Origin of the sequence: Halorubrum sp. ASP1, from assembly GCF_005435135.1 — an archaeon.
GTDB lineage: Archaea > Halobacteriota > Halobacteria > Halobacteriales > Haloferacaceae > Halorubrum > Halorubrum tropicale.
On the sequence record NZ_SGUA01000002.1, the window covers coordinates 402,577 to 422,303 of the forward strand.

Consider the following 19,727-nt stretch of genomic DNA (forward strand, 5'->3'; position numbering starts at 1 on the left):
CAGTTCGCAGACGGACCTCGTATGTCTCGGCAGCCGGAACCAGAGACCCTCATCGATCTCGCGCAGGACAAAATCGCGGTGATCGACGAGACGGGTCGGTTCCGGTACCTCAACGCGGCGACTCACAAATTGCTTGGGTTCGAACCGAATGAGCTCATCGGCACTGATGCCTTCGAGCTCGTCCATCCCGAGGATGTCGACCGTGTTCGCGCAGCCTTTGAGACTGCAGTCCAGAACGGTATCCAGTCTGACGCCACTCTTGAGTATCGATACAGGACGGCCGACGGGGACTGGTTGTGGCTCCGCACACGCGTCTACCCGCCAGAAGAAACAGGGATCGACGGATGGGCGCTCAGTTCTCGAAACGTTACTGCTGCGGTCGAATCCCGACGGCGGCTCGAAACGATCGCGTCCACGTCCCCGGATGTGTTGTGGATGTTTACTCCTGACTGGAGCGAACTGCTTTTTGTTAACGAGGCGATAAGTTCGGTGTACGGGATTGATCGTGAGACCCTTCGTGAGCAGCCGCAAGCGTTTGTAGAGGTCGTCCACCCAGACGACCGCTCAGCAGTCTTAGACCAGATGAAGCGCCTAAGCGCTGGCAAATCGATCAACCTTGACTATCGAATCGGAACGTCCAACACGTGGACGCGCTGGGTGCGGGTTCCCGGTCAGCCGGTCGTTGAGGACGACGAGGTCGTCGCGGTCACCGGATTCGCTCGTGACGTCACCGACGAGTACCGACGAAAACGACAGCTCACGGTGATGGACAATCTGTTGCGACACACGATCCGCAACGATATGAACATTGTCGACGGCACTGCCGAACAGATCGCGGCTCGGGCAAACGACGCTCTCGCCGCGGCCGAGTCGTCAGCCGACCTCGATGCTGCCGCGCTCGCAGCCGACCTGCTCGACCACGCGGAAACGATCCGCCGTGTCGCCGACGACCTCCTCACGTCGGCTGAGAAACAGCGTGGCGTGATCGACCTCCTTCGGCGACGGGAGCCTCCGAAACCCCTTCAAGTCGACTCACTCGTCGAAACGGCGGTCAATAACGCACTCTCCGACTGCGACGCGGCGGCCGCGGAGATCTCTGTCGACTGTCCCGACGGTCTCCGGGCACTCACGCATCCCGAGTTGGACTACGCGATTACGGAACTCATCGAAAACGCGATCGAACACGCGACGACCACGCCGCGGGTTACCGTTGAGGTGACCGCCCCAGACGACCACGTCGCGATCACCGTCCAAGACAATGCGCCGCCGATCCCAGCTGATGAGCACAATCCGATCACCGATTCGTGGGAGATGACCGACCTGAATCACACAGCTGGGATGGGACTGTGGCTTGTCTACTGGATCGCCGACCGCTCAGGCGGAAAACTCACGTTCAACACCAACGCTGACGGTAACGAGGTAACGATCACCGTTCCGAACGCCGACTGCGATCCGACGCTTCCTGAAGCTGACCAGATCCCTCCACCGGAGACGGCGGTTCGACCTGCCGCAACCGAGCCCGACGGTGGTACTTCGTTCCGCTCCTCAGAGTCCGTGTTCGGCGCCGATGTCCCCGAGAGTTCCACAGACCCCAACGCCTCTCACGATCTCTTCTCGGGGGAGACCGACGACTGATCGAAACCCGATCGATCGTTCACCGTAGGACCCGATTTCGAAGAACCTCCCACCGATCTTAAGCCGGCGCTTCGCGTACTCCCGCGTTGATGGGTACGCTCAACGAGCTGTTCGACCCGGACCGGGTCGCCGTCGTCGGCGCCACCACCCGCGAGGGGGCCGTCGGCCGCGCCGTCACGTCGAATCTCCTCGACGACTTCGACGGCGACACGGTCCCCGTCAACCCGAACTACGACGAGGTGCTCGGCACGCCCTGCGTCGACGACGTCGCCGACGCGAGCGCGGACGTCGCCGTGATCGTCGTGCCCCCCTCGATCGTCTTGGACGCCATCGAGGCGTGCGGCGAGGCGGGGGTCCGCAACGTCGTCGTGATCACCGCCGGGTTCGGCGAGACGGGGGAGGACGGAGCGGCGAGGGAGCGTCGCCTCGCGGAGCTAGCCGACGAGTACGACCTGAACCTCGTCGGCCCCAACAGCCTGGGGATCATGTCGACGCCCTCGGGGATGAACGCGACGTTCGGCCCCGAGAACGCGCTCCCCGGCGGGCTCTCTTTCATGAGCCAGTCCGGCGCGTTCGTCACCGCGGTCCTCGACTGGGCCAACGACAACGGGATCGGGTTCAAGGACGTGGTCTCGCTCGGCAACAAGGCGGTCTTAGACGAGACTGACTTCGTCGACCACTGGGGGGACGACGAGGAGACCAACGTGATCATCGGCTACCTGGAGGGAATCGAGGACGGCCGCGAGTTCATCGAGACCGCCCGCGAGACCACCCAGGACACCCCCATCGTCGCCGTGAAGTCCGGCCGGACGAGCGCGGGCGCGCAGGCGGCCTCCTCGCACACCGGCACCCTCGCCGGCTCCGACAAGGCGTACGAGGCCGGCCTCGACCAGGCGGGCGTCATCCGCGCCGAGTCGGTCGACGAGCTGTTCGACTCGGCGGGCATCCTCGGGAGCCAGCCGCTGCCCGACACCGACAGCGTCGCGGTCGTCACCAACGCCGGCGGCCCGGGCGTGATGGCGACCGACGCGGTGGGCGACGCCGACCTCGACATGGCGTCGTTCACCCGCGAGACCAGCGACGCGCTCGCGGCGTCGATGCCCGAGGAGGCGAACATCCACAACCCGGTCGACGTGATCGGCGACGCGGACGTCGAGCGGTTCCGCGAGGCGCTGGAGATCACCGTCGAGGACGACAACGTCGGCGCCGCCCTCGTGCTGGCCGCGCCGACGGCGACGATCGACTTCGGCGACCTCGCGGACGCGATCGAGGCGGTCAGCGAGGAGATGGACGCGCCCGTCGCGGCCTGCCTGATGGGCGGCGACCGGACCCGCGAGCCCAAACAGCAGCTCCAGGCGAAGGGGATCCCCTGTTACTTCGACCCCGCGCGCGCCATCGACAGCCTCGCGACGCTCGCGCGCTACCGCGACATCAAGGCCCGCGAGTACGCGCCGCCCATGGAGTTCGACGTCGACCGCGAGCGCGCCCGCGAGATCCTCGCCACGGTGCGCGACCGCGACGACAACCGCCTGGGCGTCGAGGCGATGGATCTGCTCGACGCGTACGGCATCCCCACGCCCGACGGCGAGATCGTCGACTCGCCGGAGCGCGCCCGCGAGGTCGCCGAGCGCGTCGACGGCGACGTGGTGATGAAGATCGTCTCGCCGGACATCCTGCACAAGTCCGACATCGGCGGCGTCGCCGTCGGCGTCCCCGACGCGGACGTGGCCGACACCTACGAGGACCTCGTCACCCGCGCGCGCAACTACCAGCCGGACGCGACCGTCCTCGGCGTCCAGGTACAGGAGATGGTCGACTTAGACGACGGCGTCGAGACCATCGTCGGCATGAACCGCGACCCGCAGTTCGGCCCGCTGCTGATGTTCGGGCTCGGCGGCATCTTCGTGGAGGTGATGGAGGACACCACCTTCCGCGTCGCGCCCGTCTCCGAGCCCGAGGCCCGCGAGATGACCGAGGAGATCCAGTCGGCGCCGCTGCTGCGGGGCGCCCGCGGCCGCGACCCGGTCGACGTCGACGCCGTGATCGAGACGATCGGCCGGCTCTCGCAGCTGGTCACCGACTTCCCGGCCATCCTCGAACTCGACATCAACCCCCTCGTCGCACTGCCCGACGACGACGGCGGCACGAACGCCGCCGCCGTCGACGTGAGACTCACCGTCGACCCGGAGGCACTCGACCCCGAAGCCACCGACTCGGAGGCACCCACCGATGACTGACACACCCACCACACTCGTCACCGCGACCGGAGACAGCGCCGGAAAGACAGCGATCACCGTCGCCCTCGCGCGGCTCGCGGCCGACCGCGACCGCAGCGTCGGCTACATGAAACCGAAGGGCACGCGGCTCCAGTCGAACGTCGGCAAGACGCTCGATCAGGACCCCATGCTCGCCCGCGAGGTGCTCGGCTTGGACGCGGAGATGCACCAGATGGAGCCCGTCGTCTACTCGCCGACGTTCGTCGAGGGCGCGGTCCGCGGCACCGAGGATCCCGACGCCCTGCGCGACCGGATCCGCGAGGAGTACGGGGGGATCGCCGCCGACAACGACCAGGTGTTCGTCGAGGGCGGCGGCAGCTGGACGACCGGCGGCGTCGTCGACCTCACCGACGTCGACGTCGCGGAGCTGCTCGACGCCCGGGTGGTGCTCGTCGCCGACTACGACTCGCCGAACGACCTCGACGAGGTGTTGGCGGCCGCCGACGCGTTCGGCGACCGCCTCGCCGGCGTCGTGTTCAACAAGGTGTCCGACGACGCCTTCGAGTCGCTCGACCAGGACGGGATCCCGTTCCTCGAATCGAAGGGGATCACGGTCTTCGGCGCGCTGCCGTATGAGAAGGAGCTCGCCGGCGTCACCGTCGGCGAGTTGGCCGACGAGCTGGGCGCCGAGCTGCTCACGGACGCGCCCACCGACGCGTTCGTCGAGCGCTTCCTCGTCGGCGCGATGGGCGGCGACGAGGCGCTGCGCTACTTCCGGCGCGCCCGCGACGCCGCGGTTATCACCGGCGGTGACCGCGCCGACGTCCAGACCGCGGCGCTCGACGCCTCCGGCGTCGCCTGCCTCGTCTTGACCGGCGGCCACCGCCCCTCGGGCGCGGTGCTGGGCAAGGCCGCGGACGCCGGCACGCCCGTCCTCGCCGTGAACACCGACACGGTCACGGCCATCGACCGCGCCGAGGAAGTCGTCCGCGGCGGCCGGACGCGCGACGTCCGCACCGTCGACCGGATGGCGGAGCTGCTCGGCGACCACGTCGACGTCGACGCGCTCGTCTGAGGACGGGCGCGTCTCTCCGACTCAGACCGCTCCGCGAGCCGCGATCGCTCGCGGTCCGCGGTCGCGGCCGCCCGCGGCCCGTGAGCGTCTGACGTACTGTTTTCACGGTGGACGACGTACTCCGCCCATGACCAGTCTCTCGGAGGCGTACGGTGGACGGGGGCGCTCCGGGGTCGACCCGCGTCGGCTGTACCTCGGTGTGGGGTCGTTCGTCGCGGGCGCGCTGCTCGTCGTCGCGGGGATCCTCGTGGCGGCCGAGGTGGCGATGCCGTCGGGGTTCTCGTCCGGGACCGCCAGGGAGGTCGGCGGGATCCTCGGCGGCGTCGGCGTCCCGCTCGTGTTGCTCGGCGTGATGGCCGTCCTCCCGGCCGACCGCAACACCTACGCCGCGGCGGCCGTCGGCGCGGCCGTCATGTGTCTCGGCGTGGCCCTGTTCGCCCACGCGTACCCCCAGCAGTGGGTCGGCGGGCCGCGCCCGGAGCTGACCGACCTCACCCTCCCGACCGCGGGCGTCTACTTCCTCGGCGCCGCGACGACGCTGTGGAGCGTGTTCGTCGGCGTCGCCAATTTCAAGACCCGCAACGATCCCGGCGGCACCGTCTCGATGGAGGTGACCCACAAGGGGGAGACGAAGGTGGTCGAGGTCCCCCGCGACCAGCTGAACGGCCCCGGCGGCGTCGGCCTCCTCGGCGGCACCCCCGACGGCGAGGTCGAGACGCAGACGAACCGCCCCGACGACGCGGACCGACCGGCACGCGGCGCGTCCCGGCCGGCCGATCGAGACCCCGCCGGCGCGGCGGCCGGCACCGGAGCGACGAACGGGTCGGGAGCGACGGTCGCCCCCGGAGCGTCCGACCGCTCGGGCGACCGGTCGAACGGCCGCTCCGCCGCGGGCGACCGGTCAAACGGGACGGGACGGTCTGGGACGGGCCGGTCGGGCACGGGCGGCGCCCCCGGGCCCGGCTCGGCGGGCGTGAGCGACGGCGGCAGCGCCGAGACCGACATCAGCTCCCCGCTCGACGGCCCGGGGTCGGAGGAGCCGGCCTCGCCGTCGACCCCCTCGCCCGGCTCCCCCGCCGCGCGCGACGGCCCGGGAGACGCCTACTGCGGCAACTGCGAGAAGTTCGACTACGTCCGAACCGAGGACGGGATGCGCCCCTACTGCGCGCACTACGACGAGCTGATGGACGACATGGAGGCGTGCGACTCCTGGACGCCGCGGTAGGCGACGGACGCCCGTTCTTCTCTCCGCCTCACACCGGTTCCGCGGACGGGAGCTGCGACTCCGCGACCGCGAACGCGAGCGTGCTCAACACGCCGATGAGCGTGCCGGCCGCGAGCGCCATCGCCAGCTCCGAGAGGCCGAGCGTCGTCACGCCCGGCGCGTCCGGGAGGAAGAATCCGGAGACGGCGAACAGCACGACGGCGATGGACGCCACGTAGAACGGCGCGTTGAGGTAGCGCCACCGGAACCGACCGGCGAGGTACTCGTCGGTGATCTGCCCGAGACTGGAGGTGACGCCCGCGACGCCGAGCCACTGGACGAACCCGTGGACGAACGCCGCGAGGGCGGTGCCGGCGGCGAGTGGGCTCCCCAGCGCGGTCCGGACGGCGTCGACGGTGTCGACCCCCTGGACGCCGCCGACGACGATCAGTGCGAGCGCGACGACGTAGGTGACGAGCGTCACGCGGCCGGTGTACAACACGTTGCGGACGCTCTCCGCGGCGCCGTCGACGCTCTCTTCGAGTCCCAGCCCGCGGAACAGCGAGTAGAGCCCGACGGCGCCCGAGAGGATCCCCAGCACGGCCGCGCCGGCGACGTCGAAAAGGTTCGCGACGACGACGAGCGGGTAGATGAGGAGGAGGACGCCGAGTGGGATGAGGATCGTCCCGCGGGTCTCCGGGTCCGCGAGTACCTGCTTGATCGTGTAGTAGAGCGACTCGAGGTCCTGCGCCTGGCGGACGACGACGCGGCGCATCCCGTCGATCGGCATCCGCGACCGGATCACGGGGAGGACGGACTCGTCTTGGGCGCCGTCGGTGATCACGACCGCCGACACCTCCTCGCCGGTCGACAGCTCGGCGAGCACCCGGTCGACCTCCTGGCCGACCGCGCGGTTTGCCTTCACGTCGGGGCCGTCGACGCCGGTGACCGCGGCGACCTCGACGGTCTCACCCTCCGCGGCGAGCTCGTCGTGGACGTTAACGCCCTGGAAGAGGACGTTCACGTCGGAGTCCTCCGGGTCGGCGGTCGCGAGCGCGACCGCGGCCTCCGTGACGTCCTCGTCGCCGACGACGGGGGTGGGGATTCCCGTCTTGCGGCCGAGGTCGTCGTCGAGGTCGACGCAGAGGACGAGCAGCATCGCTCGGGGCTACGCGGGGGGACGGCATATGTTTTCGGCTCGGCGCGCTCGCGTCAGCGAACCCGGCGACCGCGTCGGCCCGCGCGACCGCGTCTGCGTGCGTCGGCCCGCGCCGCCGCGCCCGTCAGTTCTCCTCGTTCGGCTCGTGTTCGATCCCGTTCATCATCCGGCGGACGTTCTCGCCGTCGCTGAACGCGGCCGGGTACGCCGCGAGCGGGAGGACGAAGTCGCTCCCGACGCCGACCGGCTCGCCGATGTGGAGCTCCAGTTCGGTGGTCACGCCCGTCCCCTCGATCTCCGCGTCGGCCGTGTACACGACGACCCCGGCGTCCGAGTCGAGGACCTCGGTCGAGTACTCCGAGCCGCGTTCGAGGTCACCGACGCCCTCGAAGCGGCTCAGGATGAGCTCGGCGCGCTCGCGGGTGCTGAACTCCGCGATCGGGTTGAGCGCCCGCCCGAGCACCTCGATCTGCGGCGTCGTCACCGCGGCGAAGACGGCGGCCTGGTAGCGCTCGCCGAACAGCTCGACGGCCTTGTCGTACTCGGCGACCGTGTTCGTCACGCGGACCTCGCGGGTCTGCCCGGCCGCCTCGACCTCCCGGGAGAGGGTCTCCTCCGAGACCTCGTTGAGCTCGTACCCGCTCTCCGAGAGCGTGGCGTCGGCGACCGTGGCCGTGCCGGCCGCGAACTCCGCCGGCCCCTCGCCGGTGGCGACCTCGAACGCGGTACAGCCGGCGAGGCTCGCGAGGCCGACCGCCCCGCCCGCCGCGAGCGCCCGGCGACGGGTGACGGCGTCGCTCGCGTCGCTGGTCTCGGCGTCGTGCTCGGCGGTCGGGTCTCGGTTCATGGCCGTCACTGACGGCGGTGGGGGGTACATACTTTGTGTTCCGGGCGGGTCGGAGCCGCCGCCCGCTCGATCGCCCCGCCACGCCGCCGTGACAACCGCTCTCGCCCGACTCCGCGCTTCGCACGCTTTTTCACGTCGCGGCCGGTAGAGAGGAGTAGATGATCTCCAAGGGCTGTGAACAGTGCGCCAAGGGCGGGAAGATGGTGCTTTTCGTCTACGGGTACTGCGACCAGCGGGACTGCTTCTACTGCCCCCTCGGAGAGAACCGGAAGAACGTCACCGATGTGTACGCCAACGAGCGGAAAGTCGAGTCGGACGCGGACGTGATCGAGGAGGCCAAGCGCATGAGCGCGCTCGGCACCTCGATCACCGGCGGCGAGCCGCAGGAGGCGATGGCGAAGACGACCCGGTACCTCGAACTCCTGAAAGACGAGTTCGGCGAGGACCACCACACCCACCTCTACACCGGGATCACGGGCGGCCGCGAGAACATGCGTCGCCTCTCGGAGGCGGGCCTCGACGAGATCCGCTTCCACCCGCCGCTGGAGATGTGGGGCGACATGCACGGCACCGAGTGGGAGGAGATCCTCCACATCGCCCGCGAGGAGGGGCTCACCCCCGCCTTCGAGATCCCCGGTATCCGCGCGGAACCGGAGTTCTTAGAGTTCTTAGACGAGGGCGCCGCGGAGTTCTGTAACATCAACGAGTTCGAGATGTCCGACGGGAACTACCGCCGGATGCAAGCGGAGGGGTTCGAGCTCCAGGAGGGCCACATGTCCGCCGTCGAGGGGTCGAAGGACGACGCCATCCTCGAGGAGATGGCGAGCCACGAGAAGGTGTACTTCTGTACGTCGGTGTTCAAAGACGCCGCCCAGCACCGGAACCGCCTCAAGCGGATGGCGCGGAACATCCGCCGGGAGTTCGACGAGGTGACCGACGACGGGACCTTGGTCTACGGGAAGGCGTTCGCCGACCCCGAGCGGTTCGAGGCGCTCGGCGTCCCCGAGGAGTTCTACACCGTGAAATCGAACCACGTCGAGGTGGCGTGGTGGCTGCTCGAAGAGATGGTCGAGGACGGCGACTTAGCCGAGGGCGAAATCGTCGAGCAGTACCCGACCGTCGACGGGACGGTCGTCGAGCGAACACCGGTCGCCTGAGCGGGCGGTCTTCGATTCTCGCGTCGGTTCCCTTCCTTCGTCACGTATAGCGACGGCGGTGGCGCGCGCCTGCGAGCGGCTGACAGGACGCAACAAGCCGCGCGAGTCCTCCCGGCTGGGGCTTTGGCGGTGTTGGCCGCCGATCCGTGGTCGAACACTCCGCCTGTGTCGTGTCACTTACTATCACAATTATATATGATAAACACGTACGGCCGCGCATGGCCTCAGAAGAACCCGTATTCCCCGACGTGAGCATCGGACAGGCGGTGTACAACGAGGACGGGGAGCGGCTCGGCTCGATCCGCGGGGTCGACGACGACGGCTTCTACGTCGCGTCGCCGTCGGGGACGGACACGCTGACGCTCACCGACGCGCGCGACGTGTTCGGCACCGCGTACGTGATGTGGCGCTGCTGGGAGTGCGGCGAGATGGGCGAGATCGGCGACCAGCTCCCCGCGAACTGCCCGAACTGCGACGCGCCCCGCGAAGAGCTGTACTACTGGGCCGAAGACTGAGCGGACGGCCGTGGGAAGCGACCTCGTTTCCCTGTCATCTACTTATAATTGATTGACCTCGTAGACAGTGCTGACACCCTCGAAGCCCCAGCCGCGAGGGCGCCGCACACTCGCTGCGCTCCTCAGTCGCTCACTCCGTTCGCTCCCTGCGGTGCTTACGTCGTCTGCGGCGCCCTCGCGACTGCCCCTTCGAGTCCCGCCCCGCACAGCGCCTCACGCCTCCCCAGCCTCGTCGCTGGCCCTCCGCTTCGCTCCGGGCCACCGACTCCCTCGCGCGTGCTGCTCGGCCGCAAGGCGACCTCGCAGGCACGCGCCGACCGTTTCGGCCGCTCACGAGCTCTCTTCTTCCTCCTCGAGGTCGTCCCCATCGTCGCCCACCTGCTCGCGGAGGCGCTCGACCTCCGCCTCCAGTTCGGCGATCCGGTCGGCGTCCGCCCCTCCGTCGTCGGAGCGCGTCGTGAGGTACACCACCGCGCCCGCGACGAGGACGAGCGGCACGCCGAAGAGGAGGACGGCGATGATCATGATGATTACCAGCTCCGGACCGCCGGGGACGCCGCCGAACGCGGGGACGAGAGAGACCATGTGCCGTCCACTCGACGGCGCGACTAAAGCTGATCGGGGGAGTGGCCGGCGGCTCAGTCCGCGTCGACGAAGTCCGCGAGGTTCGCCTGAAGCCCGGCCGCGAGCGTCGACTTCCGGCGGAGGCGCCCGAGCGAGACGGGGAGCTGGTCGGCGACGCCGCAGACCGCCTCGCCGAACGTCTCGGCGGCGCCGAACTCGCCCTCGAACGCGTTGCGGACCGCCTCGCGCACCTGCCACACGCCGACCGGGCCCCAGTAGTCGTCGGAGACGTGGCGCAAGACGAGCGCCTTCGCCTGCCGGCCGCGGTCGTCGAGGTGTTCTAAGACGCCGAGCCGGGCGGCGTAGTAGGCGCCCGCGGTCTCCTCGACGTAGCCGGTCCGACCCTCGCGCCCCTCGCTGGCGGCCGCGAGGTACACCCCCGCCTCGGGGTCGGGGTTCCAGATCGAGCCGGGCGATTTCATCTCGACGAGCTCGTACTCCCAGCGGCCCGGGACCAAGATCACCCAGAACGCGTTGCCGAGGTACTCGTTGCGGTGGACCTCGATCCGGTCGACGGCCGGGTTGTCGCGGATCGAGCCCCGGAGGAACTGGCCGACCGTGTCGTCGACGGCCGTGATCGACCAGCGCGTCGGGACGAGCCGGCGGTGCTCGCCGCGCCCCAGCGCGCCCGCCGAGAGGATCGTGTTGATCTCGTACACGTCGAACCCGCGGCGGTAGAGGTACGTCATCGCGCCCTCGGCGCGCCAGTCGTCGTCTTCGAGCGTCTTCTTCACCGGGCGCGGCACGTGCGGGTTCTCGCCGAGGTCGGCGCGCTGCGCCGCGGCGCGCGGCCCGGTCGGCGTCTTGATGTCCTCCGTCCCCACCTCGAAGTCGAGGTCCGGGCGGCCGTCGAGCCCGATCTCCACGTCGACCGGGCGGTCCGCGATCGCGACCTCGCGTTGGACGCCCAGCCAGCCGTCCCACGCGTCGTGGACGCTCTCGGGCGGGCCGCTCCCCGTACCGACCGACGACACTCCGCCCGTCGCGCCCGCGTCCGCGACGTCGACGCCGCGGGTCGAGTTGAGCAGGCTGGTCCGGCGGTCGAACACGTCCGCGATCGAGACCCCCTCGTCGTACCACGCCGCGGAGGTCTCGAACGCTTCCGCGCGCTCCTCGCGGCCGACCGGCGAGAGCAGGCCCGTCGAGACGTTCGGGTAGTCCGCGCGGCCGACGAAGATGGAGGGCGAGACGCTACCGACCACGGCGTTGTCGGAGACGTGCTCGTCGAAGCGCCGCTCGAAGGAGTCGAGGTGATCGAGGATGCCGTAGTCCTTCTCGGCGGCGAGGCGCCGCCGCTCGGCGCGCTCGTTCGCCTCGAACTCGATGAACTCGTCGAGCCGCATCCGGATCAGTGTTGACGGCGCACCGGCTTGAACGTTTCCGGCGCGGGGGCCGTTCAGAACGGCAGAGAGCGGGAAGCGGAGAGAGACCGCGGGACCGAGGCCGCCTAACTGTGGATGCCCATCGCTTCGATCTGCTCTTGGTACCGGTTGCGGATGGTGACCTCGGTGACCTGCGCGACGTCGGCGACCTCGCGCTGGGTCTTCTTCTCGTTACAGAGCAGCGACGCGGCGTAGATGGCGGCGGCGGCGTAGCCGGTGGGCGACTTCCCGGAGAGGAGCCCCTGCTCGGCCGTCGTCTCGATGATCTCGTTGGCCTTCGACTGGACCTCCTCGGAGAGCTCCAACTCCGAGGAGAAGCGCGGGACGTACTTTTTCGGGTCGACCGGCCGCATCTCTAAGCCGAGCTCCTGAGAGATGTAGCGGTACGTCCGGCCGATCTCCTTGCGGTCGACCCGCGAGACCTCCGAGATCTCCTCGAGGCTGCGGGGGATCCCCTCCTTGCGGCAGGCGGCGTACAACGCGGCGGTGGAGACGCCCTCGATGGATCGCCCCCGAATGAGGTCCTCGTTCAGGGCCCGTCGGTAGATCACCGACGCCACCTCCCGGACCGAGCGCGGCACGCCGAGCGCGCTGGCCATCCGGTCGATCTCGGAGAGCGCGAACTGGAGGTTGCGCTCGCCCGCGTCCTTCGTCCGAATTCGCTCCTGCCACTTCCGTAAGCGGTGCATCTGCGACCGCTTCTTCGAGGAGATGGAGCGGCCGTAGGCGTCCTTGTCCTTCCAGTCGATGGTCGTCGTCAGCCCCTTGTCGTGCATCGTCTTCGTCGTCGGGGCGCCGACGCGCGACTTCTCCTGCCGCTCCGAGTGGTTGAACGCGCGCCACTCCGGGCCGGGATCGATCTGTTCGTCCTCGATGATCATCCCCGTCTCCTCGTGTATCAGCTCCCCGTCGGCCGTCCGGGTGAGATCCTCCGGATCGAAGTCCTCGGGGTCTAACTCGTCGACGTCCTCGATGTCTATCTCCGCTTCCTCGGCGTCTTCGTCCCCCACGCGCTGCCGGTCGTGATCCCGTTGCCGGGTGGGCCGTGTCATCGCATTTATATGCTATCCAATCCGTTTAACTTAAAAGTTCGTTACCGTGCGGGTGAGTGGCACGGACTTTCGCGGCGCTCGCTCGGTCGGGCCCGACCGTCGACGAGGGCCCTGCCTCGGAACCGGTGGACGCGCCGCCCGCGTCGACGACGGCTCCGCCGTTCGACCCTCTCTCAGCCGGCGGACGGACAGCCCTTTGTCCGCCCGGCGCGGAACCCGGACGAATGCCGACCATCGACTGCGACCCGACGGTCGCGCGCGAGCGCCTCGCGGACGCCGGCGTCCCGATCGACGAGGGGAACACGCCCCACGAGCGGTGGCGGGCCGACCGCGACGGGGCCGTCGCGGTCGCGTACGACGACAAGGTCGTCGTCCAGGGGAGCGACCCCACCCGCCTGACCGCCCTGCTTCGCGACGGCGGCGGCCGCGCGCACGTCTACTTCGACGGGGCCTCCCGCGGGAACCCGGGCCCGGCCGCGGTCGGCTGGTGTCTGGTCACGTCCGACGGCGTCGTCGCCGAGGGCGGCGAGCGCATCGGCCGCGCGACGAACAACCAGGCCGAGTACGCGGCGCTGATCCGCGCGCTGGAGGCGGCCGACGAGTACGGATTCGACGCGGTCGACGTCCGTGGCGACTCCCAGCTGACGGTCAAGCAGGTCCGCGGCGAGTGGAACGCCAACGACCCGGAGCTGCGCGAACGGCGGGTCCGCGTCCGGGAGCTGCTGGAGCGGTTCGACCGCTGGTCGATCGCCCACGTACCGCGGGAGATAAACGAGCGCGCCGACGAGTTAGCGAACGAGGCACTCGATGACGCGAACTGACGACGACCCGCCCGAGTGGGCCAAGGAGCGGGCGCGCGAGATGATGGCGGCGGGAGACGAGGAGGCGGCCGACGACCCCGCGGACGCCGCGGAGTCCCCCGACCCCGACGACGGGCGCGTCCCGGACGTGCCGGTCGAAGCGGTCGAGGAGGCGGAGCGGCTCACGCGGCTCGCCCGCGAGGCCGAGTCCGCGGAGCCGACCCCGGAGATCGAGCAGGCGGCCGAGCAGTACCGCGAGCGGCGCGACGCCCTCGCGGCCGAGTACGGCTACACCGCGCGCGTCCGCGAGGAGGACGACGCGCTCGTGTTGTACCCCGACGAGTGGATGGAGGACGGGACGGTCCGGCTCGACCGCGTCGAGGACACCGACCGCGCGGTCGAGGTGTCGCTGTCCGGTCCCGGCGACGCCGACCGCTACCGGGAGGTGGCCGCGTACAACGAGGCGGTGGCCGCGGCGGTCGCCGAGCGCGAGGCCGCGGTCCACGCGCGCACCGCGGAGACGTTCGCGACGTTCATGAGCAACCACTACGTCCGCACGGTCGACGACGCCACCCCGGAGATGCGCGCCGAGTTCCGCGAGGAGTACCTGGTCCGGAACGGGTGGCCGACCGACGAGCAGCTCGACGCCGTCGACGAGTCGCTGTCCGTGATCGCGTCCGTCGCCGACGGCGTGGAGGTCGACGACGCGGAGGTAGCCGACGTGAACGATCCCGCCGGCGACGAATCAGACGACGCAGGGGGGTCCGCCGACGCCGCGGGCTCACCCGACACGAGCGACTCGGCGTAGCGGTCGCTCGGCGGAAAAGAACGCGGCTTTCGCCGCGTCGTGTGCCAAAAGGATCGGTTAGCGGTCGATGCCGGACGGCCCCGCGGGGCGCGCTCGATTACTCCAGCAGCGCGCGGACCTCGTCCGCGCGCTCCTCGTCGGTGACGAACCGGTCGAGGACCCACTCTATCTGCCCGAGGACCACGTCGTGGCCCGCCTCGGTGAGCTCGTACTGGTTCGTCCGCTTGTCGAGTTCGCTCTTCTCGACGAGCCCGTCGTCGACGAGGTCGTCGAGGTTGGGGTACAGGCGGCCGTGGTTCACTTCGGAGCCGTAGTACGCCTCCAGCTCCCGCTTGATCGCGAGGCCGTACATCGGCTCCTCGGCCAGAATGGTCAGGATGTTCTGCTGGAACGCCGTGAGGTCGCTCGCCGCCCTCGATTCATCAGTGACTCTTTGTGCCTCTGACATGCCAGAGGGGAAGGGACCCGAACTTATAATCTTTCTCAACATTCACTATCGTTGCGATGCGTAACCCCGAACGTACGTCCGAATAAGCCGGTATTGTGGGAGTTTCGGCGGACACCCGTGCGATCCGGCGGCGGAGCAGGTTCGACCGATCGATTCCGTTCGCACCGACTGTGCCGACGATCCGTCGGCCACAGCGTCGTTTCGGTTTGCGATCGAAACTCGGAGTTCGACGCCTAACGGGGTCGAACGAGCGCTGTGGGTTGACCGCTTCGAGCGTTGCGGCTCCACCGGCTCAGGCGATCCCGAAAGGACTTTGGCCGGCTTCGACCCATCTCCGGTCACATGGTCAACCTCTGGGAAGATCTCGAGACGGGACCGAACGCGCCGGACGAGATCTACGCCGTCGTCGAGTGTCTCAAAGGAGAACGCAACAAGTACGAGTACGACAAGGACGTCCCCGGCGTCGTCCTGGACCGCGTGCTCCACTCGAACGTCCACTACCCGTACGACTACGGCTTCATCCCGCAGTCGTACTACGACGACGAGGATCCCTTCGACGTGATGGTGCTCGTCGAGGACCAGACGTTCCCCGGCTGCGTCGTCGAGGCCCGCCCCGTCGCCCTGATGAAGATGGACGACGACGGTGAGCAGGACGACAAGGTGATCGCGGTGCCGACCGAGGACCCGCGGTTCGACCACATCGAGGACCTCGAGGACATCCCGCAGCAGACCCTCGACGAGATCGACGAGTTCTTCGCGACCTACAAGAACCTCGAGGCCGGCAAGGAGGTCGAAACGCTCGGCTGGGAGGACAAGGCCGCCGCGAAGGACGCGATCGAACACGCGCAGGACCTGTACGACGAGCACTTCGCGTAACGGTCTGATAACCGGGACGCATCCGTCGCCAGCGGCCGGATGCGTTATGCCTATGGGTAATTTTTAGGGCGTGAGTCGCGTATTGTCACGTAGAGCCATGAGCCCCACCACGCCCTCCGTCGGCATCGATCACCCGACGGTCGTTCCCGCGAACTTCGACCCGGACGACGACGCGGCCGACGCGGCGGCCGAGGAGGCCGCGGCGACCGACGACGCGTAGCCGACTTCTCAGACGCGTTCGACGACGGCGGCGAGCGGCGTCGCCTCGTCCCGAAGCGACGCGAACGCCTCGTCGACCCAGTCGACGACCGTCTCGTCCGTCGATTTGAGCACGCATCGCGGGTTGTTCCGCTCGTCGTACGCGGTCACGCAGGCCACGTCGTCGCAGCGGACGAGGCCGTACTCGATCGGGTCGGCGCTCACGTACACCTCGGCGTCGTCGTCGTTCAACGCGCGGTCGGTCGCCGGGCCGAACTCCGCGACCGACGCGTCCGCGACGCGACGGTCGATGATCAGTTCCACGTCCGCGCCGCCGTCCAGCGCCGCGGCCGCCGCGTCGTTGAACTGCTGGAGGACGACCGGGGAGACGGCCCGGATCTTGGCGCCGCGGCTCTCGCGCAGGAGGTCCGTGAGCCGGTCGACCACCGCCAGGGGGTTCTGGTCGGACGCCACCGTGAGCTCGCTGTCCGGGATCCCCTCCGGCGGGAAGTCGACGCCGACGCGCTCGACGGCCTCGGCGAACCGCCCGTAGCGCTCGCCGCGTTCCACCTCGGTCAGGAGCGTCTCGTACGCGTCGTGAACGCGCACTCCGGTCGGCGTCACCCGGTAGTCGGCGTCGCGTTTCACGACCCAGTCCCGCTCGCGGAACCCCCCGAGGATCCGCTGAACCGTCGTTCGGGTCGCGTCGACCGCGTCGGTCAGCTCGGCCGGACGGCGCGGCTCCTCGCGCAGCGCCCGGAGTATCGCGACCCGAACGGGCGAGCCGGCGAGGTACTGTGCGCCGTCGTGTCCCTCCTCGGCCGTCATCGTACGATCTGCGTGTACGGGTACCGCCGTGTTAACCGTACCGCGTCGCGGCGCCGGTCGCCGCGACCGGCGCGCTCCCGTCGCTCAGTCCCGGTAGCGGAACGAGACGACGGTGCCGACGGTGTCCTCGCCGGCGATGCGCTCCGTGGTCACGGTCACGGCCGCGAGCGCGTCCGCGCCGAGCGCCTCCTCGATTACCGCCCGCAGCGCGTCGGGGTCGGCGCCCTCCTGTCTCACCGGCACGCGGACGTGTCGGCGGTTCACCGCGACGTCGACGAGGTCGTACTCCGTGTGCTCGAACGCATCCCGGATCGCCGCTTTGATGTCGGTCATAGCATCTCGGCCTCCGCGCGCGGCGGTGAAAAAACGCGGTCCTTGGTCGCCGTTTCGGTGACGGCCGTTCGTTGTGGGCGCTTTACACCCATCTAACGCTGTCTCAATTTAATACTGATCTCAAATTCTTCAAATATAGGTATAATTCAACCGCAGAACAATTTAAATATTTAATAAGACTGACACTTTCCAAATATGCACGAAAGTGTAGCGGAGTACGTGGCAGAGAACCCGAAAATGGCCGGCGTCCTGTTCACCGCGCTGCTGCTGTTAACGCAGGCGGCGCCCGCGGCGGCGAATGTCGCTGCTTCTAATCCTGGGCCCTAATCAATTGTAATACTACCACTCCAAGCTAGTTCATCATCGTAAAACACGGGAATTAACTCTTTTTCCATCAAATCTAGCAGCTCACTTTTTGATATTGACTCGCAGTCCACAAGAGCGGGAACGTAATAATTATATCCTATAACATTTGTATTTAGCGTTGCGAGTGATCCAGATTTATGATGGCCATTTGGATAAAAGTCTGCTGATAAATCAAACTCTTCCTCAGATCTTTTCTCTACATTAAATACCACGGCCACACCACTCCGGCTCTGACAGATCGTCGTCCCCCCGTCACCCACCACGATGTACTGGTGACCCGTGATCAGCTCCCGCTTCGCCACGTGGAGCGCGGTCCGGAGGTTGAACCCACTGTTCATCAGGCGAGCGATGATTCGGCCGAGCTTCGTCGCGGGCGAGTTTGCCACATCGGAGAGGGTAACAATGCCGCCGCGCGAGCCGCGGTGAACGAGGGCCTCGCCTTGTTGGTACGACTGGCAGGCGTTGAGCAGGAAGGCGCTGACCTTGATTTCAAGATCCTCGTCGGTCAGGTCAAGGTAGCAGTCCGCGCACTGCATCCCTCGGTCGTCAACGTGGCCGATGTAGTGGAGGAAATCGACGTCCGACGCGAGCACGTCGCGCATCTCCTCGCGGGTGAGGCTATGACGCACCTCGATGTCGAACTGGACCATGTCGCGAAGCCCGTACAGGTTGGCGACTTTCCCCTCTTCGCGCATCTGCGCGTCGTTACAGACGACGAGAACGGAGATCCGCGACTGCTCGACCTCTTCGGTCACCAGCCGGCGGTGGTACGCGTCGAGCGTCGCCTTGTTCGCGTCGAGCGGGACGCCGTCGCCGACCCACGCGTGCTCGACGGTGTCGACCGGCTCCGGCCGGACGAAGTCGGTCTGGGCGGCGACGGCGCCGCGCTCCGCGGAGGCGTCCGCGCCGCGGGTGGCCGCCGCGCTCGCGCCGCCGCGCACGAACTCGTCGTCGCCGAGGCCGCCGCCGGCCGGAACCTCCCGCCTCGTCGCCCGCGCGGAACTCCGGTCCGGGCCGCCCAGGAAGCCGACGCCGGCCCCGCCGTCGTCCTCCACCGGCGTGACGGTCTCCGGCGAGCGGACGATGGACAGCTCGCCCGCGACGAACGGGAGCATCTCCACGTTCCCGGGGTCGGGGCGCACGTCCGTCGTTAGCGTCCACTGCGGCAGCTCGGGCTCGACGTCCGCGAACGGCACGTCGAGGTACTCGCCGAGCCGCTCCGCGAGCGGGAGGTCGTACAGCCGCCCCCAGTCGAGGTCGAGGTCGGTCGTCTCGCGCTCGTGGAGGTCGACCGGGTAGAACCCTTCCGTGCGGGCGAGACAGTCCATGTGGAACGACTGCCTGAGCACCTGGGCGGTCCGCGCCTCGAAGCCGGGTTCGAGCGGGTACGTCCACCCGTCGCCCTCCATTCGGGGGTCGTCGCCGGGCACCACGTCGGCCGCGAAGTAGTACGCCAGCGAGACGACGGGGTAGAGGTAGCGGTACTCGGGCGGAACGACGATCCGGACGCCGCTGTCGACGGGCTCGACCCGCTCGGGGACGCGGAACTCGTCGCCCGGCTCGATCAGCGGGGGATGCCCCCGCAGGGTGGGGAACGACCGCTCGGGGCTGGTCGTCTGGAGCGCGGAGCCGAGCAGCGAGACGGCGTCCATCAGCGACTCGGGGTCGGTGGGCGTGGTGATCGTCCCCGCCGGCGTCTGGTGGAGCGACCGGAAGCCGAGCCCGACGGTCCCCGGCGCGTCGAGGTCGATCCGGGTGGTCCGGTCGGTCGTGGAGACGGAGAAGCCGGCGTCGAAGGTGAGGTACAGCTTCGTCGGCGCCGGGTTGATCCCGACGTGGTAGGTCCCGTCGGGCATCGTGTAACAGTCGCCGTGCGTGAGCAGCGTCCCGTCGCCGGCGCGCGTCTCGACGACGGCGACCCGAGGGATTTCGATCGACCCAGTCTCGATCGCGACGCTGGCGTCGACCGGGAAGTAGTGGTCCGACTCCGGGCGCCGTCGCGGCTCGACCGGCCGGTCGGTGTACACCTCGAACTGGGTGTTCTCGATGTGGTCCGTGACGGTGATCCCGTCGGCCTCGCGCAGCGGGTCGATGTCGATGCTCATGGGGGCTCCGCGGCCGCCGTTCGGGCGGACGGGGACGGACGCCGCGGGGGTTGGTACCGTCTGGTTGGGCGAAAGCGGCGATAAAGCTTGTGTCGGTCG

The 19,727-nt window shown here is 68.7% G+C and carries 20 protein-coding genes; 11 read left to right on the forward strand and 9 right to left on the reverse strand.

Annotated elements, in window-relative coordinates; translation table 11 throughout:
• The first annotated feature begins 21 nt into the window (after positions 1 to 21).
• From EXE48_RS04525 to EXE48_RS04540, 4 genes are all read left to right on the forward strand, one after another.
• The gene (locus EXE48_RS04525) at positions 22 to 1,635 is read left to right on the forward strand and encodes a PAS domain-containing sensor histidine kinase (protein WP_137710836.1); all 1,614 of its coding nucleotides are present in this window, start codon (positions 22 to 24) and stop codon (positions 1,633 to 1,635) included.
• 89 nt (positions 1,636 to 1,724) lie between these two features.
• Entirely contained in the window at positions 1,725 to 3,872 is a 2,148-nt protein-coding gene (locus tag EXE48_RS04530; RefSeq protein WP_137710837.1) for an acetate--CoA ligase family protein, read from the forward strand.
• Positions 3,865 to 4,926 (forward strand): phosphotransacetylase family protein, encoded by a 1,062-nt coding sequence (locus EXE48_RS04535; protein WP_137710838.1) that lies wholly within the window; start codon positions 3,865 to 3,867, stop codon positions 4,924 to 4,926. Before EXE48_RS04530 ends, EXE48_RS04535 begins: the two co-directional genes overlap by 8 nt.
• A gap of 127 nt (positions 4,927 to 5,053) precedes the next feature.
• The gene (locus EXE48_RS04540; RefSeq protein ID WP_137710839.1) at positions 5,054 to 6,151 is read left to right on the forward strand and encodes a cell division protein CdpA domain-containing protein; all 1,098 of its coding nucleotides are present in this window, start codon (positions 5,054 to 5,056) and stop codon (positions 6,149 to 6,151) included.
• Positions 6,152 to 6,179: 28 nt separating this feature from the next.
• Here the strand turns inward: EXE48_RS04540 and EXE48_RS04545 are convergent, their stop codons facing one another.
• The gene (locus EXE48_RS04545) at positions 6,180 to 7,289 is read right to left on the reverse strand and encodes a DUF373 family protein (protein ID WP_053771925.1); all 1,110 of its coding nucleotides are present in this window, start codon (positions 7,287 to 7,289) and stop codon (positions 6,180 to 6,182) included.
• Between the two features lie 124 nt (positions 7,290 to 7,413).
• A complete protein-coding gene (locus EXE48_RS04550; RefSeq protein WP_137710840.1) occupies positions 7,414 to 8,136 on the reverse strand; it encodes a DUF6517 family protein in 723 nt (240 codons plus the stop codon).
• Positions 8,137 to 8,294: 158 nt separating this feature from the next.
• On the opposite strand from EXE48_RS04550, the gene EXE48_RS04555 reads away from it, so the two are divergent.
• Both EXE48_RS04555 and EXE48_RS04560 read left to right on the forward strand, forming a co-directional pair.
• Positions 8,295 to 9,293: a radical SAM protein gene (locus EXE48_RS04555; protein ID WP_137710841.1), complete on the forward strand. Its 999-nt coding sequence runs from the start codon at positions 8,295 to 8,297 to the stop codon at positions 9,291 to 9,293.
• 218 nt (positions 9,294 to 9,511) lie between these two features.
• On the forward strand, positions 9,512 to 9,808 hold the full coding sequence (locus tag EXE48_RS04560) for a DUF7130 family rubredoxin-like protein (protein WP_137710842.1): 297 nt from the start codon (positions 9,512 to 9,514) through the stop codon (positions 9,806 to 9,808).
• Between the two features lie 330 nt (positions 9,809 to 10,138).
• On the opposite strand, the gene EXE48_RS04565 is transcribed toward EXE48_RS04560, so the two are convergent.
• The 3 genes from EXE48_RS04565 to EXE48_RS04575 all read right to left on the reverse strand — a co-directional run bounded on the left by EXE48_RS04565 (position 10,139) and on the right by EXE48_RS04575 (position 12,866).
• Positions 10,139 to 10,393 carry a preprotein translocase subunit TatA gene (locus tag EXE48_RS04565; protein WP_137710843.1) on the reverse strand — a complete coding sequence of 85 codons (255 nt, stop codon included), beginning with the start codon at positions 10,391 to 10,393 and terminating at the stop codon, positions 10,139 to 10,141.
• A 53-nt stretch (positions 10,394 to 10,446) separates the two neighbouring features.
• Complete coding sequence (gene nreA / locus EXE48_RS04570; RefSeq protein ID WP_137710844.1) at positions 10,447 to 11,775, reverse strand: DNA repair protein NreA; 1,329 nt, start codon at positions 11,773 to 11,775, stop codon at positions 10,447 to 10,449.
• Between the two features lie 104 nt (positions 11,776 to 11,879).
• A complete protein-coding gene (locus EXE48_RS04575; RefSeq protein WP_121561476.1) occupies positions 11,880 to 12,866 on the reverse strand; it encodes a transcription initiation factor IIB in 987 nt (328 codons plus the stop codon).
• 224 nt (positions 12,867 to 13,090) lie between these two features.
• On the opposite strand from EXE48_RS04575, the gene rnhA reads away from it, so the two are divergent.
• Together rnhA and EXE48_RS04585 are read left to right on the forward strand one after the other, a co-directional pair.
• A complete protein-coding gene (gene rnhA / locus EXE48_RS04580) occupies positions 13,091 to 13,687 on the forward strand; it encodes a ribonuclease HI (protein ID WP_137710845.1) in 597 nt (198 codons plus the stop codon).
• On the forward strand, positions 13,674 to 14,474 hold the full coding sequence (locus tag EXE48_RS04585) for a DUF7108 domain-containing protein (RefSeq protein WP_241991946.1): 801 nt from the start codon (positions 13,674 to 13,676) through the stop codon (positions 14,472 to 14,474). Before rnhA ends, EXE48_RS04585 begins: the two co-directional genes overlap by 14 nt.
• A 97-nt stretch (positions 14,475 to 14,571) precedes the next feature.
• Here EXE48_RS04585 and EXE48_RS04595 read toward each other — a convergent pair whose 3' ends face one another.
• Positions 14,572 to 14,922, reverse strand: a complete 351-nt coding sequence (locus EXE48_RS04595; protein WP_053771916.1) for a PadR family transcriptional regulator — start codon at positions 14,920 to 14,922, stop codon at positions 14,572 to 14,574.
• Positions 14,923 to 15,264: 342 nt separating this feature from the next.
• Here EXE48_RS04595 and EXE48_RS04600 point away from each other — a divergent pair, with 342 nt between their 5' ends.
• Entirely contained in the window at positions 15,265 to 15,798 is a 534-nt protein-coding gene (locus tag EXE48_RS04600; protein WP_053771915.1) for an inorganic diphosphatase, read from the forward strand.
• Positions 15,799 to 15,895: 97 nt separating this feature from the next.
• Positions 15,896 to 16,018, forward strand: coding sequence for a hypothetical protein (locus EXE48_RS19220; protein WP_274595429.1), 123 nt, complete (start codon positions 15,896 to 15,898; stop codon positions 16,016 to 16,018).
• A gap of 8 nt (positions 16,019 to 16,026) precedes the next feature.
• On the opposite strand, the gene EXE48_RS04605 is transcribed toward EXE48_RS19220, so the two are convergent.
• A complete protein-coding gene (locus EXE48_RS04605) occupies positions 16,027 to 16,824 on the reverse strand; it encodes a helix-turn-helix transcriptional regulator (protein ID WP_137710846.1) in 798 nt (265 codons plus the stop codon).
• 84 nt (positions 16,825 to 16,908) lie between these two features.
• On the reverse strand, positions 16,909 to 17,157 hold the full coding sequence (locus EXE48_RS04610) for a hypothetical protein (RefSeq protein WP_137710847.1): 249 nt from the start codon (positions 17,155 to 17,157) through the stop codon (positions 16,909 to 16,911).
• Positions 17,158 to 17,352: 195 nt separating this feature from the next.
• Between EXE48_RS04610 and EXE48_RS19225 the strand changes: the two genes are divergently transcribed.
• Positions 17,353 to 17,484 (forward strand): DUF7503 family protein, encoded by a 132-nt coding sequence (locus EXE48_RS19225; RefSeq protein WP_274595430.1) that lies wholly within the window; start codon positions 17,353 to 17,355, stop codon positions 17,482 to 17,484.
• Here EXE48_RS19225 and EXE48_RS04615 read toward each other — a convergent pair.
• Positions 17,481 to 19,628, reverse strand: a complete 2,148-nt coding sequence (locus EXE48_RS04615; protein WP_137710848.1) for a caspase family protein — start codon at positions 19,626 to 19,628, stop codon at positions 17,481 to 17,483. The genes EXE48_RS19225 and EXE48_RS04615 overlap by 4 nt on opposite strands.
• Positions 19,629 to 19,727: the final 99 nt, after the last annotated feature.